Origin of the sequence: Aeromonas sp. FDAARGOS 1402, from assembly GCF_019046925.1 — a bacterium.
GTDB lineage: Bacteria > Pseudomonadota > Gammaproteobacteria > Enterobacterales > Aeromonadaceae > Aeromonas > Aeromonas caviae.
Window position 1 is genome coordinate 2,033,278 of sequence record NZ_CP077201.1, and the last position, 20,212, is coordinate 2,053,489.

The following is a 20,212-nucleotide window of genomic DNA, read 5'->3' on the forward strand; positions in this document are numbered from 1 at the left end:
CGTGCTCAGTAGGGACGCGGGTTGGGCTCCAGCCAGCCCATCGCGAGAGAGAGCAGCAGTATGATGACCACCAGCAGGGAGAAGAAGACGCGCCGGCCCAGAGGTACCGACATCTTTTGCGTATTGCCTGCACTGAGCATCAGCCAGAGGGCGTGAAACAGCTGGCCGATGATGAGCAGCAGCATGAGTATCAGAACGACCTTGATCAACATCTTGGGATCCTCCTCGATATGCGCGATTCGGCTGCACGAGACAAGCGACGACCATGGCATCACAGACGCTGGTTCGTCTTGTTGTTCACTCTGGTGGTGACGGCCGGTTTGTGCAAGCTGGCGTTCTGGCAGTGGCAGCGCGGAATGGAAAAAACGGCCTGGCTGGCGCAGATGGCAAAGATGCAGCAGGCCGGGCCAAGGACATTGGCCCAGATCGACTGGCAACACCCGGAGTCACTGGATGGCCAGCCTCTGCAAGGGAAAGTCGAGTGGGTCAGCCCTTATGTCTGGTTGCTGGACAACCAGATCGTCAACGGGGAGGTTGGCTATGACGTGCTCATCCCGGTACGCGCAGAGGGGGGATCCTCACTGTTGCTGGTCAACCTGGGATGGGTGCCCGCGCCATCCGACAGGTCGCAATTGCCCAATCCCGCCATCCCCGCCGCAATGACCCTTGAAGGTGTGCTGCGCATGGCTCCCGGCGGCTTCCTGTTGGGACAGAACATAGAACCAGGCCCCTACCCGAACCGGCTGCAATCCATCAGGGTCGAGACCCTGCGACAGGCAATCGGAGCCCCGCTTGCAGACGCCGTGTTGTATCAAAGACGAACCCCATTCCTCTATCACTACCAGCACAATGTCATGCCGCCCGAAAAACACCGGGCCTATGCGGTGCAATGGCTCGGCTTGGCGCTGGTGGTTCTGTCAGGGGGGGTCATGCTGACAAGGAGGTGCTCCCCATGAGCGGATGGCGACGCTGGCGGGTACCAGTGCTCTTTGCTGCGGTGATCCTGCTGCCTGTGGTGCTGGCGGCTCTGACTCTTCACCAGGGCTGGTATGAGCCCGGCACGCGTAGCAAGGGGCACTGGCTGCACCAGGAGATCTACCTGTTGCAACCGCTTCCTGCCCATCAGCACCAATGGCGACTGGTCTATCTGGTGGCCTCTCGCTGCGAGGGGCAATGCCGGCAGGTCCCCGCGCTGATGGCACGTATCCAGGCCGCACTTGGCCGTAATCTGGACAAGCTGGAGCTGGTCCAGTTGACGCCATCTTACGAGGCAAACAGTGAAATGAGGGAGGGGGATATACTGCTGGTGGACGCCCGCGGGCTGGCCATCTTGCGTTACGAGGTACCCGGCAGCACGACGACCTGGCCATTGCTTGGCAAGGCGGTACTGTCGGATCTGCAGCAACTGCTCAAATATCAGCGTGGGGTGCAGTGACGATGCCGCCGGCATGGAACTCGCATCTTCTGGTGACTGCACGGTCAACGAGGCGGCATATGAAGATGCACAAGAGGCTGGCATCCGTGGCCATTGCGCTGGCAGTTCTTGTCATCGCGCTCGGTGCTTATACCCGGTTGACGGATGCCGGGTTGGCTTGCCCCGATTGGCCTGGTTGCTATGGTTCCCTGGCCATTCCCCGCGCCGAGCATGCGGAACTGGCGGCACAGCGCTATCCGGCCAGCCCGCTTGTTCCTCACAAGGCGCGCAGCGAGATGGTGCATCGCTACTTCGCCGGGGTGCTGGGAGGCGTGATTGTGCTCCTGTCCGGCTTGGGCTGGCGTGCAGGCGGCCGACTGCGCCACCTCTCGCTCATCTTGCTGGTGCTGGTTGCGGGTCAGGCGGCACTGGGTATGTGGACGGTGACCCTGGCCCTGCATCCCCTGGTGGTGACCACTCATCTGCTGGGCGGCTTCGCCATCCTGACCTTGCTTTGGCTCTATCGGGCCGAATTGGCTGGTTTCCCTTCACCCCCGCCCGTACACCAGGGGGTGTCCTGGCTTGGCAGCATGGCCTGTGGCGTGTTGCTGCTGCAGATCGCGCTGGGGGGCTGGACGTCGGCGAACTATGCGGCCATGGCGTGTGTGGAGTTTCCCTTGTGCCAGGGCAACTGGCAGGCAGAGCTGAATTGGGCGCAAGCCTTTCATCTCCCTCTGGGGCACGCCAGCTATGAGTTCGGCGTGCTGGGCAAGGAGGCGCGCCAGACCATTCACATCGCCCATCGCCTGGGAGCGCTGACCACGGCCTTGCTGGTGGGAGCTTTCGCCCTCGCGCTGCTCTGCCAGCGGCCCCCCTTGAGAGGGTTTGGCTGGTTGTTGCTGGGTCTGCTGACCGTGCAGATTGCCTTGGGATTGGCGAACGTCCATCTGGCCCTGCCGCTGGCCAACGCCCTTGCACACAATCTGGTGGCCGCCCACCTGCTGGCCTGTTGTGTGCTGGCGCGCGGGAGCCTCTCTTTGCATCATCACGACCCCTTGGCATCCCCTGGGATGGTCAGGAGCCGGACATGAATGGGAGAGGGCGGGTACAGCGCTTCGCCCTCCGCCGGGTGCACGATTATTGTCAGTTGACCAAACCAAAGGTGGTCGCCCTGCTGCTCCTGACCGCCTGGGTGGGCATGCTGCTGGCCGAGCCGACACGCGCCTCTCTGGACGAGATGATACTGGGCCTGTCGGGGATTGGACTGCTCGCTGCCGGGGCGGCGGCCATGAACCATTCTCTGGATAGCGGCATCGATGCCCGGATGCGCAGAACGCGCTGGCGCCCGGTCGCCACGGGACGGATCACGCCGGGGCAGGCGATGAGTTTCGCGATCTGTCTGGCACTGTCGGGGTTTGTTCTGCTCCATTGGGGCGTAAATCCCCTGACTGCCTGGCTAACCCTGTCCAGCCTGTTCGGCTATGCGGTCGTCTATACCCTGCTGCTGAAGCGGGCCACGCCGCAGAATATCGTCATCGGCGGATTGGCGGGAGCCATGCCACCGCTCTTGGGCTGGACCAGCATCACGGGGCAGCTTTCGGCCGAGCCCTGGCTGCTGGTGATGATCATCTTTACCTGGACGCCGCCCCATTTCTGGTCTTTGGCCATCCACCGGCGCGATGACTATGCCGGTGCCGACATTCCCATGCTGCCCGTCACCCACGGCACCGATTTCACCAAGACCGCCATCCTGCTCTATCTGCTGATCCTGACGCTCGTCTGTCTGCTGCCCTATCTGATCGGTATGTCGGGGCTTGTCTACCTGGTCGGCAGCCTTGGGTTGAACCTCGGATTCTGCTGGCATGGTTGGCTGTTGAAGTATGGGGATCGCCCCGGCCAGGCGATGCGCACCTTCCGTTTCTCCATCTATCACCTGATGCTGCTGTTTGGTCTGCTGATTCTGGATCACCACTGGTTGTGGCGGTTGTCATGACGTTGACGCGGGTCGCGGTCGGGTGAATGGTGACGCTGCGTCGGTGCACTGCAGGGATGCACAGACCTGATGCAAAACAAGATGGCCCCAAGGGACCATCTTGTTTTCAGGGGGACGGAGTGGAGCCTAGAGCTTGACCATGATATGGCGCGGCACCGTGTAGTCCTCCAGCGCGTAGAGGGAGAGATCCTTGCCGTAGCCGGACATCTTCATGCCGCCGTGGGGCATCTCGGAGGTGAGCATGAAGTGGGTGTTGATCCAAGTGCAGCCGTACTGCAGGTGGCTGGCTACCTTGCTGGCAAGGCCGAGATCCCGGGTCCAGACCGAGCTGGCGAGGCCGTAGTCCGAGTCGTTGGCCCACTGCACCACCTGCTCGGCGTCGCCAAAGCGGGTCACCGACACCACCGGGCCGAACACCTCCCGGCGCACGATTTCATCTTCCTGACGGGCGTGGACGATCAGGGTCGGTTCGAAGAAGAAACCGTTGCCGGGGCGGATCTTGCCCCCCGCCGTCACCTCCACGTGACCGCTGCTCTGGGCCCGCTCCACGAAGCTGGCCACCCGGTTGCGCTGCCGGTCCGAGATGAGCGGCCCCATCTCCACCCCCTCCTCGCGCGGACCGCCCACCTTGATGGAGGCAACCGCCTCGGTCATGGCGGCGACGAACTTGTCGTAGATCTTGCCCTGGGCATAGATGCGGCAAGCGGCTGTGCAATCCTGGCCGGCGTTGTAGAAGCCGAAGGTGCGAATGCCGGCCACCACGGCCTCCAAGTCTGCATCGTCAAAGATGATGACCGGCGCCTTGCCGCCAAGCTCCAGATGGGTGCGCTTCATGGTGCGGGCGGCGCTCTGCAGGATCTTCTGGCCAGTGGCGATGTCACCGGTGAGGGACACCATGCGCACCAGCGGGTGCTCCACCAGCGGCGCCCCCACGCTCTCGCCCCGGCCGCAGACGATGTTGATGACGCCGCGGGGGAACAGCTCGCTGGCCAGCTCCGCCAGGCGCAGGGCGGTGAGCGGGGTCTGCTCGGAGGGCTTGAGCACCACCGTATTGCCGGCGGCGAGCACGGGGGCCATCTTCCAGGCCGCCATCATCAACGGATAGTTCCAGGGGGCGATACTGCCCACCACCCCGATGGGATCGCGGCGGATCATGCTGGTGTGCCCCTCGATGTACTCCCCCGCCAGCGGCCCCTGCAGGCAGCGAGCCGCGCCGGCGAAGAAGCGGAAGCAGTCCACTACCGCCGGCAGCTCGTCATTGAGCACCGCCAGATAGGGCTTGCCGCAGTTGAGGGATTCGAGCGCCGCAAACTCCTCGGCGTGGCGCTCGATGGCATCAGCCAGGCGCAGCAGCAGCGTGCTGCGTTGGGCCGGGGTGGTGCGGCTCCACTGGGCGAAGGCGCGTTGGGCGCCGTTCACCGCCCGGTTCACCTGCTCGAACGAGGCTTCGGGCACCGAGGCGAGCAGCTCGCCGGTGGCCGGGTTGAGGATGGGCTCGGCCTGGCCGTCACCGGTGACGAACTGACCGTCGATCAAAAGTTGGGTAGAGAGTTTCATGGTTGCATCCTTGCGCACGCGTTGAGTCGTTATTTGCCACTGCCGGCAACGTCCTGGCCGTCGCGGGTGAGATAGTAGGCAAGCAGAATGGGAATGGTGGTGAAGGCCACTATGATGAGCGCCACCACGTTGGTGACCGGTCTGTCCCGTGGCCGGATCAGCTCCTGATACATCCATATCGGCAGCGTGGTCTGCTGGCCAGCGGTGAAGGTGGTGACGATCACCTCGTCAAAGCTCAGGGCAAACGCCAGCATGCCCCCCGCCAGCAGGGCGGTGGCGAGGTTGGGCAGGATCACGTAGCGCAGGGTCTGGAAGCCGTCGGCACCGAGATCCATCGACGCCTCGATGAGGCTCTGGTTGGTGCGGCGAAAGCGGGCCAGGGCATTGTTGTAGACCACCACTACGCAGAAGGTGGCGTGACCGATGACGATGGTCCAGAAGCTGAAAGGGATCTCCATCACCCCGTAGGCTGAGCGCAGCGCGATGCCGGTGACGATGCCGGGCAGGGCGATGGGCAGCACCAGCAACAGCGACACCACCTCCTGGCCGAAGAAGCGGCTGCGGGCGATGGCCCCCGCCGCCAGGGTGCCGAGCACCATGGCGGCCAGCGTCGCCAGCCCCGCTACCTCCAGCGACAGCTGGATGGCACGCCACACGTCGGGGCGGTTGAGGGTCACCTCGAACCACTTGAGGGTGAGCCCGGGCGGTGGGAACTGGTAGCTCTTGCTCTCGCTGGTGAAGGCGTAGAGGAAGATGAACAGGATCGGAAAGTGCAGGAACAGGAGACCGCCGATGGCCGCGTACTTGAGCAGGCCGGAGGGCTGGCTGCCATGGTCCCGCTTCATGGAAGTATTAGAGCGCATCGAAGGCCCCCAAGCGTTTCGCGATGGTCAGGTAGATGGCGATGATGAGGATCGGCACCAGCGAGAAGGCGGCGGCGAAGGGCAGGTTGCCCGCCGTGCCCTGCTGCATGTAGACCACCTGACCTATGTACATGGTGGAGTTGCCTATGATGCCGGGGATGATGTAGTCCCCCAGCGTCAGGGAGAAAGTGAAGATGGAGCCCGCCACCACGCCGGGCAGGGCCAGCGGCAGGATCAGGGTGCGAAAGGTCTGGGCCGGGGTGGCGCCGAGATCGCCGCTCGCCTCCAGCAAGGAGCGCGGGATCCGCTCCACCGCAGCCTGGATGGGCAGGATCATGAAGGGCAGCCAGACGTAGACGAACACGATGAAGGTGCCGATGCGCGAGAACGACAACGACGGCCCCCCGATCACCGGCAGCGAGAGGATGGCGTCCAGCAGCCAGTCCAGCCCCAGGGTGTCTGCCAGCCAGCTGATGACCCCCTCCTTGGCCAGGATCAGCTTCCAGGCGTAGACCCGCACCAGATAGCTGGACCAGAGCGGCAGCATGATGCCGACGTAGAACAGGGCCCGGGTCTTGCCGCTGGTGTAGCGCGCCATGTAGTAGGCGATCGGAAAACCGAGCAGGGCACAGGCCAGGGTCACCAGCAGCGACATGCCGACGGTGCGCAGGATCACGTCCAGGTTCTCCGCCCGCAGCAGGGCGACGAAGTTCTGCAGCCCCAGCTCGTGGCGGATCTGGCCGCTGAATTCGTCCAGCCCGAAGAAGGCGTTGGAGAGCAGCATCAGCAGGGAGCCGACATAGATGATGCCGAGCCAGATCAGGGGGGGCCCGAGCAGGATGGCCAGCAACAGACCTGGCCGCCCGTAGAGCAGGGTGGAGAGGCGCCGCAGCGGCCGATAGGAGAGGGGGGCAGTGGGTTGGCTCATGGCAAGGCTCGCACAGTGGGGGGCGCTCATGGTTGAGCTCCCAGAGGGGCGGTGTGCAGGCGATGGATCGCCTGCTCCGGCCAGCTGAGGCTGACCCGGGCGCCACGGGGCAGACGGGCCTGGCCCTCGTTGGGGTGGTTGACGATAAGCTCGAGCTGCTCGCCAAGATCGACCCGGTAGCGCACGAAGGGGCCGAGGTACTCCACTTCGCGCACCTCCCCTGACCAGCCCGGTGTGCCGGCCTCGGCGAGGCGGATCCGCTCCGGGCGCACCATCATCTGCTGAGCATCGCCGCACAGACGGCGGGCCTGCTCCCCCTCGAACAGGTTGACGGTGCCGACGAAGCGGGCGACGAAGGGGGTGGCGGGGGCGTCGTAGATGGTATCCGGCGCGGCAATCTGCTCGATCTTGCCCTGATTGAAGATGCAGATGCGGTCGCTCATGGAGAGCGCCTCCTGCTGATCGTGGGTGACGAAGATGAAGGTGATGCCGAGTTGGCGCTGCAAGGCTTTCAGTTCGAGCTGCATCTGCTCGCGCAGCTTGAGGTCGAGGGCCCCGAGCGGCTCGTCCAGCAGCAGGATGCGCGGCTGGTTGATCAGTGCCCGGGCGATGGCGATGCGCTGGCGCTGGCCGCCGGAGAGCTGGCCCGGCTTGCGGTTGCCGACGCCGGGCAGGCGCACCAGTTCCAGCATCTCGTCCACCTTGCGGTAACGCTCCGCCTTGGCGACGCCCTTGAGCATCAGGCCGTAGCCGATGTTGTCGCGCACATCCATGTTGGGAAACAGGGCATAGTCCTGAAACACGGTATTGAGGTTGCGATCGTAGGGGGGCACGGTGGAGCAGGGCTCGCCAAACAGCTGGATCTCCCCCTCGCTCGGGTATTCGAAGCCCGCGATCATCCGCAGGCAGGTAGTCTTGCCGGAACCGCTCGGCCCCAGCAGGGTGAAAAACTCGCCGGCCGGGATCTGGAAGGAGATGTCGTCGACCGCCTTCACCTCGCCATAGTGGCGGCTGACCCGGTCAAATTGTACGGCATTCATGGGACGTCCTTGTCTGTGTGGGAAGCGGGCCGGACTCCTGTCCGGCCCCATCTGGTTATCCGGTCTTAGCGGCCACCCAGGATGGCGATATAGTCCGAAACCCAGCGATAGTAGGGCACGCAGGTTCCCTGCCGCTGGGATATGGCCTTGTTCTACCAGCATCAGCGGCCACCCAGAATAGCGATATAGTCCGAGACCCAGCGGTAGTAGGGCACGCAGGTTCCCTGGCTCTTGCACTGGGAGACAGGGGTACGCCAGAAGTGAACCCGATCGAAGTTGTCGATGCCGTTGGTCTTGCACCCCTCTTTCCCGAGCAGGGCATTGCCCTCGCAGGCGGCCGGTACCACGGGCACGGAGCCGAACCAGGAGGCGAGATCCCCCTGCAGCTTGTTGTTGAGGGAGTGCTCCAGCCACTGATAGGCACAGGTGAGGTTCTTCGCCTCGCTGTGCACCATGCTGGTATCGGCCCAGCCGGTGACGCCCTCCTTGGGCACCGTCGTGGCGATGGGCTGCTTGTCGGCGATCAGGGTATTGGCCTGGAACGGCCAGGAGCCGGAGGCCACCACCCCCTCGTTCTTGAAGTCGTCGATCTGGACGAAGGCATCGTGCCAGTAGCGCCCGACCAGCTTGCGCTGCTGGCGCAGGAGGTCGAGGGCGGCCTTGTACTGATCCTCGTTCAGCTCGTAGGGATCCTTGATGCCGAGCGCCGGCTGGTGGCTCATCAGATAGAGGGCCGCATCGGCGATGTGAATGGGGCCGTCAAATGCCTGCACCCGCCCCTTGTTGGACTTGCCGTCCGGCAGGGTCTGCTCCTCGAACACCACGCTCCAGGAGTCGGGCGCCTTGGGGAACACCTTGGTGTTGTACATCAAGATGTTGCCGCCCCACTGGTAGGGCACGCCGTAGTGCTTGCCGTCTACCGTGTGCCAGGGGGCATTCTGCAGGCGGGGGTCTATCTTGCCGTAGCTCGGGATGAGCGCCAGGTTGAGCACCTGCACCTTGCCGCCGGCGATGAGGCGCAGGCTGGCGTCGCCGGAGGCGGTCACCAGATCGAAGCCTCCCTCGTTCATCAGCGCCACCATCTCGTCCGAGGTGGCGGCCGTCTTGACGTTGACCTTGCAGCCGGTCTCTTTCTCGAAGCCGGTGACCCAGTCGTAGTTCTTGTCGGTCTCGCCGCGCTCCACGTAGCCGGCCCAGGCCACGATGTTGAGCTGGCCTTCACCCTTGCCGAGGGTGGTGGGGGCAGCCTGGACCTGGCCTGCCAGCAGCACCGGGATCAGGGCCAGGGTCAGAGGGGTCAATTTCATCTTGCTCTCCTTGCATGATTGGCAACCGTGGCGGCGCCACAGTAGGCATTAACATCCTGTTAACCAGCCATGAGCGTAGGAGAAGCCGGGAGCAATGAGAATTTCAATTTTTAACGGCTTTGGTATCTGCAAAATCGATATCGAGTGCAGATGAATCTGTTTTTTTGCCGGAGTCACGGCTGTTCAGGCTCAGTCCTAGCGGGGGAGGTGCTGGCGGGCCCGCAGCCGGCTCTGATCTCTGGCGATGTCGATGAACTCGCGTGCGGCCCAGTCAAGGCGCGAGCCGCGCCGCCACACCAGACCGATGTCGATGGCGGGGATGGGCTCCTTGATGGCGCGGGCCTCGACCCGCTCCTGCTCCAGGGACCAGGGGCGGTAGGCAAAGTCCGGCAGCAGGGCGAGCCCGAGCTGGCTCGCCACCAGGCTGCGCACCGCTTCCACCGAGGCGGTACGCAGCACGATGCGCGGCGCGATACCGTAGCGGCGCAGGCCGCCGCCGATGATCTGGTCCAGCTGGTCGGCGGTCAGCGAGATCATGGGCTCCTCGCCGAGCGCCTTGAGGGAGAGGGTCGACTCGGCGCAGAGGGGGTGGTTGGCGGCGAGCCAGACCCGCAGCGGCGAGCGGGTCAGCAGCTCGGTATCGAACGCCTCCTGGCGGATGGTGCGGTTGGTCATCAGGATCCCCACGTCCACCTCACCGTTGACGATCTGGTGCTCGAGATAGGGCTGCTCATCCTCCTTCACCTCGATCTGCACCGCCGGGAAGGCGCGGCGAAAGCGGCCGAGGGCCTCCGACAGATAGTAGCCTGCCACCAGCGTGGTTACGCCTATGGTAAGCCGCCCCTGATCCTGCTGGGCTACCGCCTTGAGAGAGTGGCTGGCTTCGGTCATGGCGCCGAGGATGCGACGGGCGTGCAGCAGAAACTGGTGGCCCTGGGTAGTGAGGCTGACCCCGCGCGGATTGCGCTCGAACAGGGCGGCGCCGAGCTCGGTCTCCAGCTCGCGGATGGCGCTGGTGACCGCCGACTGGGAGATGTGCAGCTCGGCGGCTGCCCGGCTCACCGAGAAGCTGTCGGCCACCGCCACGAAATAGCGGATCTGGCGAAAGGTGAAGTTCATCTGGGCGTCCTGCCACGTGCGATCAAGGTGAGTGCCAGCTTAACCTCGAATCGCACCCAGACAAAAGGCGCCGTGATGGCGCCTTTGTCGTTGTTTTTACGGAAATTAGCGGGTTGTCACCGCCTCTGTGACCGGTACACGGTTCACTCCCTTGCCCAGATAGGCGAGGGTGATGGTCACTATGATGCAGGTGAAGCTGAGCCACATGTAGGGCAGGTAGTCGAGGGTCGCTACCCCCAGTACCCCGGCCATGAAGATGCCGTTGTCGCTCCAGGGCACCATGCCGCAGGTGAGGGTGCCGCCAAACTCGGCGTTGCGGGAGAGGTTCTTGCGCGCAAGCCCCAGTCTGTCGTAGTTCTTGGCCATGATCTTGGGGGTCAGGATCAGCGATACATACATAGCGGAACCGAACACGTTGGCCAGGAAGGCGGTGCCGATGGTGTGGCTGGTCAGGCTGCCGGCGCTGTTGATGCGCTTCTCGAAGGCACTGGCGATGACGGAGAGGATGCCGACCTTTTCCAGCAGACCGCCGAAGCCCAAGCCGAAGATGATGACGGCCACGGAACCCAGCATGGACTCCATGCCGCCACGGCCCAGGATGTTGTCGATGAAATCGACGCCTGAGGTGATGGCAAACGGGCTGTAGGCGGAGTGCATCGCCTTCACCGGATCCATGTCCTGGAAGACGATGGCCCAGACAAGACCCAGCAAGGCGCCGAAGCTGATCACCGGGAAGGCGGACTTGCGGTTGGCCAACAGGCCCAGCACCAGCACCACGGGCACTATGGCCATGGGGGTGATGTTGAACTGCTTGTCGAGGGCGTCCATCACCAGATTGACCTGCTCCAGGCTGACGTTGCCGGAGTACTGCATGCCGACCACGGTGAACAGGGCGGCGGTGATGACGTAGGAGAACAGGCTGATGGGCAGCATCCCCTTGATGTGTTCCATCACGTCGACGTTGGACATGGTCGAGGCCAGCACCACGGAGTCGGAGAGCGGGGAGAGCTTGTCACCGAAGTAGACGCCGGAGAGCACGGCACCGGCTACCAGCGGCGCGGGTACCCCCAGGCTGTGGCCTATACCCATCATGGCGATGCCGGCGGTGGCCGCCGAGCCCCAGGAGGTGCCGGTGGCCAGCGAGGTGAGAGAGCAGATGATCAGGGTCGCCAGCAGGAAGATGGAGGGGTGTATCACCTTGAGGCCGAAGTAGATGATGCTGGGGACGATGCCGCCGGCAATCCAGGTGCCCACCAGGGCACCGACGGAGATCAGTATCAGGATGGCCCCCATCCCCTTGGCGACGCCGTCGACTGCCGCCTGTTCCAGGGATTTGTAATCATGGCCGAGCTTGATGCCGAGTCCCATGATGACGAACCAGGCGATGAACAGTGCCAGCTGGATTGGCAGATCCAGCACGCTGGTGAAGGAGAAGGCCAGGGCCAGGAAAATGGCTAGGCAGGCAAATACTTGCGACATGCCCGGCAATCGGATGTGGTGTTGTTGGTTTTGCATAGACGCTCCCTAAACTCTTGCTCGCCAAGGTCAGCCCCTCTCGTCCTGCGGATGCGTCGATCCCGAGAGGCTTACCAAAAGAGGGCGCAATCTACCATAAAGCGGAGGTGTAAAATCCCTGCTCATTCGGCAAAACAGCTTTAAAATTTTAAAATCCCACAAAATAGTTGATCTAATCGGCATTTTTCACTGTTCAATCGACACCGTTTGATAGCCGGAGATCCATAGGCAAGTTCGATTGCAGATGGCAACACCAAAGATGATAATAGTTATCATTAATGTTTTTTCGGACCAATGCCAATGAACTGGATAGCACGCGCTCTGATCTTGGCCGCCCTTCTGGCGGTGCTGGTCTGGGGTCAGGAGAAGGAATACGGGTTCTGGAGCCTGGGGTTCTTGCTGGCTGCCTGGGTCATGCTGGAACCCAGGCTGAGACCGGTGTTGATCCTGCTGCCGGTTGCGGGAATGACAGGGGTCGTCACTCTGCTCTGGCAGCAGGGTTGGCATTAAGCCTGGCGAGTGGGGACGGCCTGGATCTTGTCGTAGGCCTGGCGCAGGGAGGCGATGACCTTCTTCTCCATCTCGCTGCGTTCGGCGTCTGTCGTGAAGTAGATCATGTCGACATCGTGGCGGATATAGTGGGAAGGAAGCTGGTTGAGTGTCAGGCAGCAGAGGTCTGCCAGCTGATAGGGGGTCAATGTTCGAGCCAACCCCTGTTTTTCTATCTCCTTGAGCACCAGATGCTCATAGAAGTTGTGAATATCGGTATCCAGGATCATGGGAAAACCCCCGTGGTGGCGTAGCATCTTCAACAGCATAGCCATGGGGCATGAAAACACAAAAGGCCCGTTACTCTCGTAACGGGCCTTTGCAGAATGATGGTGCGAAGAGAGGGACTCGAACCCTCACATCCGTGGGACACTAACACCTGAAGCTAGCGCGTCTACCAATTCCGCCACCTTCGCACACTGATTTTCTCCAGCTGGTTTTTAAATGCGGTTGGAGCGCATTTTCTGTGTTTTACATGCCAGAAGCATGGTGCGAAGAGAGGGACTCGAACCCTCACACCCGGGGGGCACTAACACCTGAAGCTAGCGCGTCTACCAATTCCGCCACCTTCGCACATCGGGTTATCAGTCTGGATTTACATGCTGTCTGATAAAAGCATGGTGCGAAGAGAGGGACTCGAACCCTCACACCCGGGGGGCACTAACACCTGAAGCTAGCGCGTCTACCAATTCCGCCACCTTCGCACATCGGGTTATCAGTCTGGATTTACATGCTGTCTGATAAAAGCATGGTGCGAAGAGAGGGACTCGAACCCTCACACCCGGGGGGCACTAACACCTGAAGCTAGCGCGTCTACCAATTCCGCCACCTTCGCACATCGGGTTATCAGTCTGAATTTACATGCCGTCTGATAAGAGCATGTTGCAGTATGGTGCGAAGAGAGGGACTCGAACCCTCACATCCGTGGGACACTAACACCTGAAGCTAGCGCGTCTACCAATTCCGCCACCTTCGCATCACTGCGGTGGGGGATTCTATAGAGTTTTGGGGGGGCGTCAACAGCCAAAGGGGACTTTTTTCGCTGTTGACGGATAAAGGCGTGCCAAGGGCACAAAACTTCAGCAATCGGCGTCAGACGGTGGCCAGCGCATCCTGATACATCTGTTCGTACAGGATGACGGAGTCTGCCCAGTCGAAGCGGGTGTTCATGGCGTGGTGCTGCACACGGGCAAAACGTGCCGGCTCCTGCAGATAATGGAGCAGGCTGCGGCGCATGGCATCGAGCAAGGTGCTGGCAGTGGGATCGTTGAAGCAGAAACCGGTCGCATTCGCCGGGTCAGCATCCCAGTCCACGACGGTATCTTTCAATCCGCCGACGGCCCGCACCAGGGGCAGGGTGCCATAGGCCAGACTGTACATCTGGTTGAGCCCGCATGGCTCGAACAGAGAAGGCATCAGGAAGAAGTCGGCGCCGGCCTCCACCAGGTGGGCCAGACGGTCGTCATAGGCATTGATGAAGGCAAACTTGTCGGGATGCTGCTGGGCAATGCTTTGCAACTGGGCGGCGAGAGAGGGATCACCGGAGCCCACAATTACCACCTGGACCTGATGCTGCAAGAACTTGTCCAGCGCCGGGATGAGAAGGTGTACTCCTTTCTGCTCGGTCAGTCGACACACCATGCCATAGATGGGGAGGTTGCCGACGGGGAGCCCCGTCTCCTGCTGCAGGATGCGCTTGCAGGTGTGTTTGCCATCCAGGTTGTCGGCATCATAGGTGGCGGGCAACAGAGGATCGAAGGCGGGATCCCAGTCCTGATAGTCACAGCCGTTGAGGATGCCACGCAGGTCAGCTGCCCGCTGCTGGAATACGCTGGCCATGCCGTGAGCGCCCAGGTGCGTCAGCAGCTCGCTGGCGTAGTTGGGGCTGACCGCATTGATCTTGTCTGCATAGAGCACACCGCACTTGAGCAGATTGATGTGACCATAGTCGTAGTTGATGCGCTGCTCGTAGTCGTGGATTTCCGGCACGGCCCAGAACTGCTGGCGATCGAACACGCCCTGAAAGGCCGCGTTGTGAATGCTGATGACCGACCGGGTGCGCTGGAAGAAGGGGTTGTGGGCATGACGGGTTTTCAGCAGCAGCGGCAGCAGACCGGTGTGCCAGTCGTTGCAGTGGGCGATGTCGGGAGCGAAACCCAGCTGTTCGCACGCATGCAGGGCCGCTGCGGCCAGAAAGGCAAAGCGTTCACCGTTGTCGGGATAGGCCTGGTTGTTCTCGGCATAAAGCTGGGGGCGGTCGAAATAGTGCGGGCAATCGAGCAGATAGACGCAGATCCCGTCCAGTTCCAGCTGATGGATGCGATAGCTGATATCACTGCGATCCTGGGGGGTGGGGAGCCAGCGCGAGGCGAGGAGGGTGGCCTCGTCCCGGCGCTTGATGGTCTTGTAGAAGGGCATAATGATGCGCACATCGTGCCCCTGACGGGCGAGATGCTGCGGCAGGGCCTTGGCCACATCTGCCAGGCCCCCGGTCTTCACCAGCCCCTCAACCTCCGAGGCTACAAACAGGATTTTCAGTGGGTTAATAGCCAACTCTTGCTCCCTTAGGTACCACGACGATACCGCCTTCGGATACGGTAAACCGCTCTCTGTCATGGTCCAGATTCTCACCGATCACGGTGCCGGGTGCAATTTCAACGTTTTTGTCGATGATGGCGCGGCGAATGGAGCAACCTTCGCCGATTTTCACATCCCCCAGCAGCACGGATTCACTGATGTGGCTGCAGGGGCCTATGTTGCAGCGAAATCCCAGTATGGATCGCTGGATCTGGCTGCCCTGAATGAAGCAGCCACCGGAGATCAGGGAGTTGGCGATCTTGACCTTGCAGTCGTCGGTATCGATGAAGGTGGCGGGGGGCAGGGGCGGGTAATGGGTGTGCAGCGGCCACTTGCGATTGTAGAGAGAGAAGGGGGCATCGTCGGCCACCAGGTCCATGTGTGCCTGCCAGTAAGAGTCGAGCGTCCCCACATCGCGCCAGTAGACGTTGGGCTTCTCGCCCGGGATCACGTTGGTGCTGTAGTCGTAGACATAGACGGGGGCACGGGGGAACAGGCTGGGAATGATGTCCTTGCCGAAATCGTGACTGGAGTTCTCCTCGGCGGCATCCCGCTTGAGCTCCCGATAGAGGGCCTCGGTCTCGAAGATGTAGTTACCCATGGAGACCAGGGCCTGGGTGGGGTCGCCGGGGATGTGTTTCGGGTGACGGGGCTTTTCTTCAAAGCCAATCATGCGCCCTTCCTGATCCACCTCGATCACCCCGAAGGCGCTTGCTTCCTCGATGGGCATGCGTAGTGCCGCGACGGTCAGGGCGGCCGCTTTCTGCTTGTGGAAGCTCACCATCTGGCTCACGTCCATCTTGTAGATGTGATCGGAGCCGAAGATGCAGACGTGCTCGGGGTCGGAGATCTCGATGAAGCGCAGGTTCTGATAAATGGCGTCTGCGGTGCCGTCATACCAGCGTTTGCCCATTCGCATCTGGGCCGGAATGGGGTCGATGAAGCGATCCGTGATGCCGACGATGTTCCAGCCCTTCTTCATGTGCAGGTAAAGGGACTGGGACTTGAACTGGGTGAGTACATAGATGCGCAGGAAGTCGGCGTTGACGAAGTTGTTGAGCACGAAGTCGATCAACCGGTAACTGCCGCCAAAGGGTACGGAGGGTTTGCTGCGGGTGGTGGTCAGCGGTTGCAGTCGGGTACCTTCACCGCCTGCCAGTATCATGGTGAGTATGCCTGCCATCGTCGTTCTCTCCCTGAGATCATGATGTTGAAAAGGTTTTCATGTCGCTGCGAAAAAAACACCCCTAAAGGGGTGGTAAACGTTTTCTTGGTACCTTAACAGATCCCGTCTGGCACTCTCTACTTGTTTTATTACAACCGTTGCACTTCTTTAAGCTTTGCTCAGATACACCTTGAATTTGGCATCGCCCGCGATCACCTCGGTCTGTTTGAAGTGCGCATCGAGTATAGGCTGGTATCGCAGGAAGGCATTGGCGACTATGGTCAGGGCGCCATTTGCGGTCAGGTACTCAGGTGCCTTTGCCAGGAAGGTTTCGGTGGCGGCGTAGAAGGTCTTGAGCCCGGCATGGAAGGGGGGATTCGAGACAATCTGTTGGAATGTTTCGGCAATGTCGGAATAGACATCGGAGGCATGAACACGTCCGCTCAGACCGTTGACCGCCAGGGTTCGGCGGCTGGACTCCAGTGCCAGGGCATTGATATCCACCATGGTGACAGCCAGGGCCGGGTTGCGCTTGGCCAGCACGGAACCGATGACGCCGGCGCCGCAGCCAAAGTCGAGCAGCTTGCCCGTTACGGGGGGGAGGCTCGCCAGCAGCATCTGGGTGCCGAGATCCAGGCCGTCTGCACTGAAGACCCCGGGCAGGGCCATGACGGTCAGGGTGGTGTCGCCCGCCTGGCACTCATAGCGACTGAACCAGGCGTCCAGCTCGAAGGGGACAACCGGTTTGTCGAACGTGCCGTGGTAGAGAGAGCAGCGGCGCGCAGAGTCGCGTTTGATCGGTTTCTCGCCATAAGGTGCCAGCAGCTTGTCTGCCCCGTTGATGCCGCCCCGGTTCTCGCCGGCGAGGAACAGGTCGGCCCCGCTTTCGAGCAGCGGCGTCATCATGGCCAGCAGGTATTGCGCCTCGGCCTTGGCCTTGGGCATCAGCAGCAGCAGGGCATCGAATCGGGGGGCGCCCCCCAGCTGGTGATCGAACAGGATGGCGTCTCCCAGAGCAGCCTGCTGGCTGCGGTAATAGCAGTAATCCGTGGTGAAGACGGTCAGGCTTTGTGCCAACTCGGCCAGTTGACGAGGATAATCATCCTCCAGGGCACCGCACACCAACAGCCGCTTGCCGACAAAGAGGGCTTGGTTACGTTCCAGCATCTGACTGACGGCACTGACAGGACGGCTCATTGGGTCTCTCCACGCATTTTTGGGCGGCCATTATACATGGCCGCTTTCGCCTTGACATTTATGCCGTGTTCCCGAAATATGCCCAGACGCCTTATTTACCCAGAGATGATGCAATGCGGTCATGCGTATCGAAACGAAAGCATAAACACAGCCTGACAATCGGGCCTGCTGGCGTGCGCACGTAACCTCTCATCCCTGAGACGATTCAAGCCCCGGTAGCGACTCCCGTACCGGGGCTTTTTATTGACCAATCCATCTGTTTAGGAGAAGGAAATCCCATGTTTCAAGGTTCGATAGTTGCCCTGATCACCCCATTTCGACAGGGCCAGCTGGACGAGGCCGCACTGGCTCGCCTGGTAGAGTGGCACATAGAGCAGGGAACCCATGGCATAGTGCCGGTCGGCACGACCGGGGAGAGCCCGACCCTGACCCACGATGAGCATTGCCGCGTGGTGGAGCTGGTGGTCAAGCTGGTGGCCGGGCGCATTCCCGTGATCGCAGGTGCAGGCTCCAACAACCCGGTTGAAGCCATTGAATACACCCGCTATGCCGAGCAGATGGGAGCGGATGCCACCCTGCATGTGGCCGGTTACTACAACCGCCCCAATCAGGAAGGGCTCTACCACCACTTCAAGGCGGTGCATGACGCCACCACCAAACCCATCATCGTCTACAACATTCCGCCCCGCGCCATCGTTGACGTGCAGCCGGCGACCCTGGCCCGTCTGGCCGAGTTGCCGCGCATTGCCGGCGTGAAGGATGCCACCGGTGATCTGGCCCGCCCCTGGGTTGAACGCCAGCTCATCAAGAAGCCGTTTGCCTGGCTCTCCGGTGAAGATGCCACCGCCGTGGCCTACAACATCGGTGGTGGCCAGGGTTGCATCTCGGTGACGGCCAACGTGGCCCCCAAGCTGGTGGCCGAGGTGCAGAACCTGGCGCTGGCCGGTGAGTGGCAAGCTGCCCGCGAATTGCAGGACAAGCTCATTCCGCTGCACCAGGCCATGTTCGCCGAGCCGAGCCCCGCAGGGGCCAAGTATGCGGTCTCCCTGCTGGGTCTGTGCAGCGAAGAGTGCCGTCTGCCGGTGATGCCGCTCTCCGAGGCCACCCGCGAGCGCATCCGCAGTGCCATGCAGGCATTGAATCTGTTGTAAAAACTGGGCTCTGGATCTCGCTTTTGATTGCCCGGTCAATTAATGGCCGGGCTTTGCCGATATACTCGCTTGGATACAACCAAGGATGATTTGGCATGGAAGAATGGGATCCGGAGCACTTCACCAGTTTTGAACATCTCTGTGAAGTGACCTTGTCTGCGGTCAGGGAAAAAACAGAGGCTGAACAGATCTATCTGTGGCTGCGTGCTCCGACGCCCCAGCTCTATCACTATCGCCCGGAACAGGGTCTGCTCTGCCTGAGCGCTGACATCCTCTCTTCCCTCGAGTTGCCCATCCTCTTCATCGAACGTTCCCTTGCGCTCGGCCAGTTGCTGGTGGAGCCCATCGCGCCGACCCGTGCCATCTGGGAGAGGGAGAGCGTCGAACCCGAGATCCCGCGCCTGCGCGCCAGCTTCCCCCTCAAGCGTCACAAGGGGCTGGAGGCCGTGGTCTATCTGGAAACCCGCCGTCGTCTCGATCGCCTGCCAAGACGCCAGCAGCAGAGCATCCAGCTGCTCATGCATTATCTCGCCGCCGAGCTCGAGAGTCGGCGACTCGCGGGACAGGTGGATCTGGAGCGGGATCAGCGGCTCCACACCCAGGCAGACCTCGTGCGCAGCCAGGCCCTGCAGGACTCTTTCCTCAGCATGCTGCAGGCGCTGCATCAGGTGGGGGTCAAGCTCTCCCGCTGCGAGAGCGAGGATCGTTTGCTGCACGACGCGGTGGCACTGGCCCGCCAGGAGTTGCAGTTCGATCGCATCGCCATCTTCCTGACTGACAGTGAATTCAAGACCATGCACGGTACCTGGGGTACCAACGAGGCGGGTGAGCTCATCGACGAGCGCCATTTCATCAGCCCCATTCCGGATCATCCCACGGTGCAGGAGGCGCTGCGTCGCAAGGACTATGTCCTGGTGCTGGAGGACACGCCTCTCTATTACGAGAAGCAGGAGGTGGGTCGCGGCTGGAACGCCATGGTGTCGCTCTGGGACGGGAGTACCCCCATCGGCTGGATCGCCGCCGACAACCTGCTCTGGCGGCGCCCCCTCAAGGCGTATCAGAGCGAGATCTTCAAGCAGTATGCCGCCGTGCTCTCCCAGTTGCTGATCCGCCAGCGCACCCAGGAGAAGCTTGAGCGCTTCAATCGGGAGCTGGAGCTGAGGGTGCAGGAGCGGACCCGGCAACTGGCCGATACCAACCGGGCGCTGGAGGAGGCCAACCGGCGCCTCTCCCTGCTGTCTCTGGAAGATCCCCTGACTGGCATCGCCAACCGCCGCCAATGGGACATCACCATGGAACGGGAGTGGGAGCGGGCTCGCCGCCATCAGGGGGTGCTGGCGGTGCTGATGATCGATGTGGACGAGTTCAAGTCCTACAACGATCACTTCGGCCACGGCAAGGGGGATCAGTGCCTGCAGCGGGTGGCGGCACTGCTGCAGGACACCGAGCGGCGGCGCACCAACCTGGTGGCCCGCTATGGGGGGGAGGAGTTTGTCATCCTGCTGTGTTCACCGCAGCCGGGAGAAGCGGAGCGGCTGGCGGAGCAGATCCACCACGGCCTTGACGCCTTGCAGATTCCCCATCCGGCCTCCCGGGTGGCGGCGACACTCACCGTCAGCATCGGGTTCAGCTATCTGGTTCCGTCATCGGACAAGGAGTGGCAAACCCTGACCGATCAGGCGGATCAGGCACTCTATCACGCCAAATCACAAGGGCGGGCCTGTACCCTGGCCTATCGCTGACACCTGCGTGGGGGCTGCTTCCTGGCATCGCCCTGTATAAATGAGGTGGCAAGCGTTTCTCGCCATCTGGCGCATGGCGATGCGCCCGCGCTCTG

The 20,212-nt window shown here is 61.9% G+C and carries 19 protein-coding genes and 5 tRNA genes; 7 read left to right on the forward strand and 17 right to left on the reverse strand.

The window, feature by feature from the left end; translation table 11 throughout:
* Window positions 1–5: 5 nt before the first annotated feature.
* Window positions 6–212: a DUF2909 family protein gene (locus I6L32_RS09740; protein WP_043152873.1), complete on the reverse strand. Its 207-nt coding sequence runs from the start codon at window positions 210–212 to the stop codon at window positions 6–8.
* Window positions 213–230: 18 nt separating this feature from the next.
* Here I6L32_RS09740 and I6L32_RS09745 point away from each other — a divergent pair, with 18 nt between their 5' ends.
* The 4 genes from I6L32_RS09745 to cyoE are packed head-to-tail and all read left to right on the forward strand — an operon-like array spanning window position 231 to window position 3,407.
* Window positions 231–956 (forward strand): SURF1 family protein, encoded by a 726-nt coding sequence (locus I6L32_RS09745; RefSeq protein WP_254203895.1) that lies wholly within the window; start codon window positions 231–233, stop codon window positions 954–956.
* Complete coding sequence (locus tag I6L32_RS09750; RefSeq protein ID WP_216945013.1) at window positions 953–1,435, forward strand: hypothetical protein; 483 nt, start codon at window positions 953–955, stop codon at window positions 1,433–1,435. The genes I6L32_RS09745 and I6L32_RS09750 overlap by 4 nt, the downstream gene beginning before the upstream one ends.
* A gap of 59 nt (window positions 1,436–1,494) precedes the next feature.
* Window positions 1,495–2,505: a heme A synthase gene (locus tag I6L32_RS09755; RefSeq protein WP_043152869.1), complete on the forward strand. Its 1,011-nt coding sequence runs from the start codon at window positions 1,495–1,497 to the stop codon at window positions 2,503–2,505.
* Window positions 2,502–3,407, forward strand: coding sequence for a heme o synthase (cyoE, locus tag I6L32_RS09760; RefSeq protein WP_216945014.1), 906 nt, complete (start codon window positions 2,502–2,504; stop codon window positions 3,405–3,407). Before I6L32_RS09755 ends, cyoE begins: the two co-directional genes overlap by 4 nt.
* Window positions 3,408–3,533: 126 nt before the next feature.
* Here the strand turns inward: cyoE and I6L32_RS09765 are convergent, their stop codons facing one another.
* The 7 genes from I6L32_RS09765 to nhaC form a co-directional block, all read right to left on the reverse strand.
* Window positions 3,534–4,964 (reverse strand): gamma-aminobutyraldehyde dehydrogenase, encoded by a 1,431-nt coding sequence (locus tag I6L32_RS09765; protein ID WP_216945015.1) that lies wholly within the window; start codon window positions 4,962–4,964, stop codon window positions 3,534–3,536.
* Between the two features lie 29 nt (window positions 4,965–4,993).
* Complete coding sequence (locus I6L32_RS09770; protein WP_019840685.1) at window positions 4,994–5,809, reverse strand: ABC transporter permease; 816 nt, start codon at window positions 5,807–5,809, stop codon at window positions 4,994–4,996.
* 7 nt (window positions 5,810–5,816) lie between these two features.
* The gene (locus I6L32_RS09775) at window positions 5,817–6,785 is read right to left on the reverse strand and encodes an ABC transporter permease (protein WP_216945016.1); all 969 of its coding nucleotides are present in this window, start codon (window positions 6,783–6,785) and stop codon (window positions 5,817–5,819) included.
* On the reverse strand, window positions 6,782–7,795 hold the full coding sequence (locus I6L32_RS09780; protein ID WP_119197278.1) for an ABC transporter ATP-binding protein: 1,014 nt from the start codon (window positions 7,793–7,795) through the stop codon (window positions 6,782–6,784). The genes I6L32_RS09775 and I6L32_RS09780 overlap by 4 nt, the downstream gene beginning before the upstream one ends.
* Before the next feature lie 161 nt (window positions 7,796–7,956).
* Window positions 7,957–9,102, reverse strand: a complete 1,146-nt coding sequence (locus tag I6L32_RS09785) for an ABC transporter substrate-binding protein (RefSeq protein WP_043152863.1) — start codon at window positions 9,100–9,102, stop codon at window positions 7,957–7,959.
* A gap of 195 nt (window positions 9,103–9,297) precedes the next feature.
* Window positions 9,298–10,221 carry a LysR family transcriptional regulator gene (locus tag I6L32_RS09790; protein ID WP_043152857.1) on the reverse strand — a complete coding sequence of 308 codons (924 nt, stop codon included), beginning with the start codon at window positions 10,219–10,221 and terminating at the stop codon, window positions 9,298–9,300.
* 105 nt (window positions 10,222–10,326) lie between these two features.
* Window positions 10,327–11,736, reverse strand: coding sequence for a Na+/H+ antiporter NhaC (nhaC, locus tag I6L32_RS09795; RefSeq protein WP_216945017.1), 1,410 nt, complete (start codon window positions 11,734–11,736; stop codon window positions 10,327–10,329).
* 300 nt (window positions 11,737–12,036) lie between these two features.
* Here nhaC and I6L32_RS09800 point away from each other — a divergent pair, with 300 nt between their 5' ends.
* The gene (locus I6L32_RS09800) at window positions 12,037–12,246 is read left to right on the forward strand and encodes a hypothetical protein (RefSeq protein ID WP_043152850.1); all 210 of its coding nucleotides are present in this window, start codon (window positions 12,037–12,039) and stop codon (window positions 12,244–12,246) included.
* On the opposite strand, the gene I6L32_RS09805 is transcribed toward I6L32_RS09800, so the two are convergent.
* The 9 genes from I6L32_RS09805 to rsmC all read right to left on the reverse strand — a co-directional run bounded on the left by I6L32_RS09805 (window position 12,243) and on the right by rsmC (window position 17,224).
* On the reverse strand, window positions 12,243–12,515 hold the full coding sequence (locus I6L32_RS09805; protein WP_029314828.1) for a late competence development ComFB family protein: 273 nt from the start codon (window positions 12,513–12,515) through the stop codon (window positions 12,243–12,245). The two genes, I6L32_RS09800 and I6L32_RS09805, sit on opposite strands and share 4 nt — an antisense overlap.
* A gap of 100 nt (window positions 12,516–12,615) precedes the next feature.
* Window positions 12,616–12,701, reverse strand: a tRNA-Leu gene (locus I6L32_RS09810).
* Between the two features lie 71 nt (window positions 12,702–12,772).
* Window positions 12,773–12,858, reverse strand: a tRNA-Leu gene (locus I6L32_RS09815).
* 45 nt (window positions 12,859–12,903) lie between these two features.
* A tRNA-Leu gene (locus I6L32_RS09820) sits at window positions 12,904–12,989 on the reverse strand.
* Between the two features lie 45 nt (window positions 12,990–13,034).
* A tRNA-Leu gene (locus tag I6L32_RS09825) sits at window positions 13,035–13,120 on the reverse strand.
* A gap of 55 nt (window positions 13,121–13,175) precedes the next feature.
* Window positions 13,176–13,261: transfer RNA gene (locus tag I6L32_RS09830), tRNA-Leu, on the reverse strand.
* Between the two features lie 116 nt (window positions 13,262–13,377).
* Complete coding sequence (glgA, locus tag I6L32_RS09835; protein ID WP_119197279.1) at window positions 13,378–14,838, reverse strand: glycogen synthase GlgA; 1,461 nt, start codon at window positions 14,836–14,838, stop codon at window positions 13,378–13,380.
* Window positions 14,828–16,045 carry a glucose-1-phosphate adenylyltransferase gene (gene glgC, locus I6L32_RS09840; RefSeq protein ID WP_010675755.1) on the reverse strand — a complete coding sequence of 406 codons (1,218 nt, stop codon included), beginning with the start codon at window positions 16,043–16,045 and terminating at the stop codon, window positions 14,828–14,830. The genes glgA and glgC overlap by 11 nt, the downstream gene beginning before the upstream one ends.
* Window positions 16,046–16,195: 150 nt before the next feature.
* Window positions 16,196–17,224, reverse strand: a complete 1,029-nt coding sequence (gene rsmC, locus I6L32_RS09845; RefSeq protein ID WP_053288787.1) for a 16S rRNA (guanine(1207)-N(2))-methyltransferase RsmC — start codon at window positions 17,222–17,224, stop codon at window positions 16,196–16,198.
* A gap of 278 nt (window positions 17,225–17,502) precedes the next feature.
* Here rsmC and dapA point away from each other — a divergent pair, with 278 nt between their 5' ends.
* Together dapA and I6L32_RS09855 are read left to right on the forward strand one after the other, a co-directional pair.
* Window positions 17,503–18,375, forward strand: coding sequence for a 4-hydroxy-tetrahydrodipicolinate synthase (gene dapA / locus I6L32_RS09850; protein WP_039040606.1), 873 nt, complete (start codon window positions 17,503–17,505; stop codon window positions 18,373–18,375).
* A 95-nt stretch (window positions 18,376–18,470) separates the two neighbouring features.
* Window positions 18,471–20,117, forward strand: a complete 1,647-nt coding sequence (locus I6L32_RS09855) for a diguanylate cyclase (protein ID WP_119197280.1) — start codon at window positions 18,471–18,473, stop codon at window positions 20,115–20,117.
* The last annotated feature ends 95 nt before the right edge of the window (window positions 20,118–20,212 follow it).

Bases quoted from the DNA above. Each gene is read 5' to 3' on its own strand.
- rsmC (WP_053288787.1), bottom strand. From the start codon at position 17,224: ATGAGCCGTCCTGTCAGTGCCGTCAGTCAGATGCTGGAACGTAACCAA.
- nhaC (WP_216945017.1), bottom strand. From the start codon at position 11,736: ATGCAAAACCAACAACACCACATCCGATTGCCGGGCATGTCGCAAGTA.
- glgC (WP_010675755.1), bottom strand. From the start codon at position 16,045: ATGGCAGGCATACTCACCATGATACTGGCAGGCGGTGAAGGTACCCGA.
- I6L32_RS09765 (WP_216945015.1), bottom strand. From the start codon at position 4,964: ATGAAACTCTCTACCCAACTTTTGATCGACGGTCAGTTCGTCACCGGT.
- I6L32_RS09805 (WP_029314828.1), bottom strand. From the start codon at position 12,515: ATGATCCTGGATACCGATATTCACAACTTCTATGAGCATCTGGTGCTC.
- I6L32_RS09790 (WP_043152857.1), bottom strand. From the start codon at position 10,221: ATGAACTTCACCTTTCGCCAGATCCGCTATTTCGTGGCGGTGGCCGAC.
- I6L32_RS09800 (WP_043152850.1), top strand. From the start codon at position 12,037: ATGAACTGGATAGCACGCGCTCTGATCTTGGCCGCCCTTCTGGCGGTG.
- I6L32_RS09750 (WP_216945013.1), top strand. From the start codon at position 953: ATGAGCGGATGGCGACGCTGGCGGGTACCAGTGCTCTTTGCTGCGGTG.
- cyoE (WP_216945014.1), top strand. From the start codon at position 2,502: ATGAATGGGAGAGGGCGGGTACAGCGCTTCGCCCTCCGCCGGGTGCAC.
- I6L32_RS09755 (WP_043152869.1), top strand. From the start codon at position 1,495: ATGAAGATGCACAAGAGGCTGGCATCCGTGGCCATTGCGCTGGCAGTT.
- dapA (WP_039040606.1), top strand. From the start codon at position 17,503: ATGTTTCAAGGTTCGATAGTTGCCCTGATCACCCCATTTCGACAGGGC.
- I6L32_RS09770 (WP_019840685.1), bottom strand. From the start codon at position 5,809: ATGAAGCGGGACCATGGCAGCCAGCCCTCCGGCCTGCTCAAGTACGCG.
- I6L32_RS09855 (WP_119197280.1), top strand. From the start codon at position 18,471: ATGGAAGAATGGGATCCGGAGCACTTCACCAGTTTTGAACATCTCTGT.
- I6L32_RS09740 (WP_043152873.1), bottom strand. From the start codon at position 212: ATGTTGATCAAGGTCGTTCTGATACTCATGCTGCTGCTCATCATCGGC.
- I6L32_RS09745 (WP_254203895.1), top strand. From the start codon at position 231: ATGCGCGATTCGGCTGCACGAGACAAGCGACGACCATGGCATCACAGA.
- I6L32_RS09775 (WP_216945016.1), bottom strand. From the start codon at position 6,785: ATGAGCGCCCCCCACTGTGCGAGCCTTGCCATGAGCCAACCCACTGCC.
- I6L32_RS09785 (WP_043152863.1), bottom strand. From the start codon at position 9,102: ATGAAATTGACCCCTCTGACCCTGGCCCTGATCCCGGTGCTGCTGGCA.
- I6L32_RS09780 (WP_119197278.1), bottom strand. From the start codon at position 7,795: ATGAATGCCGTACAATTTGACCGGGTCAGCCGCCACTATGGCGAGGTG.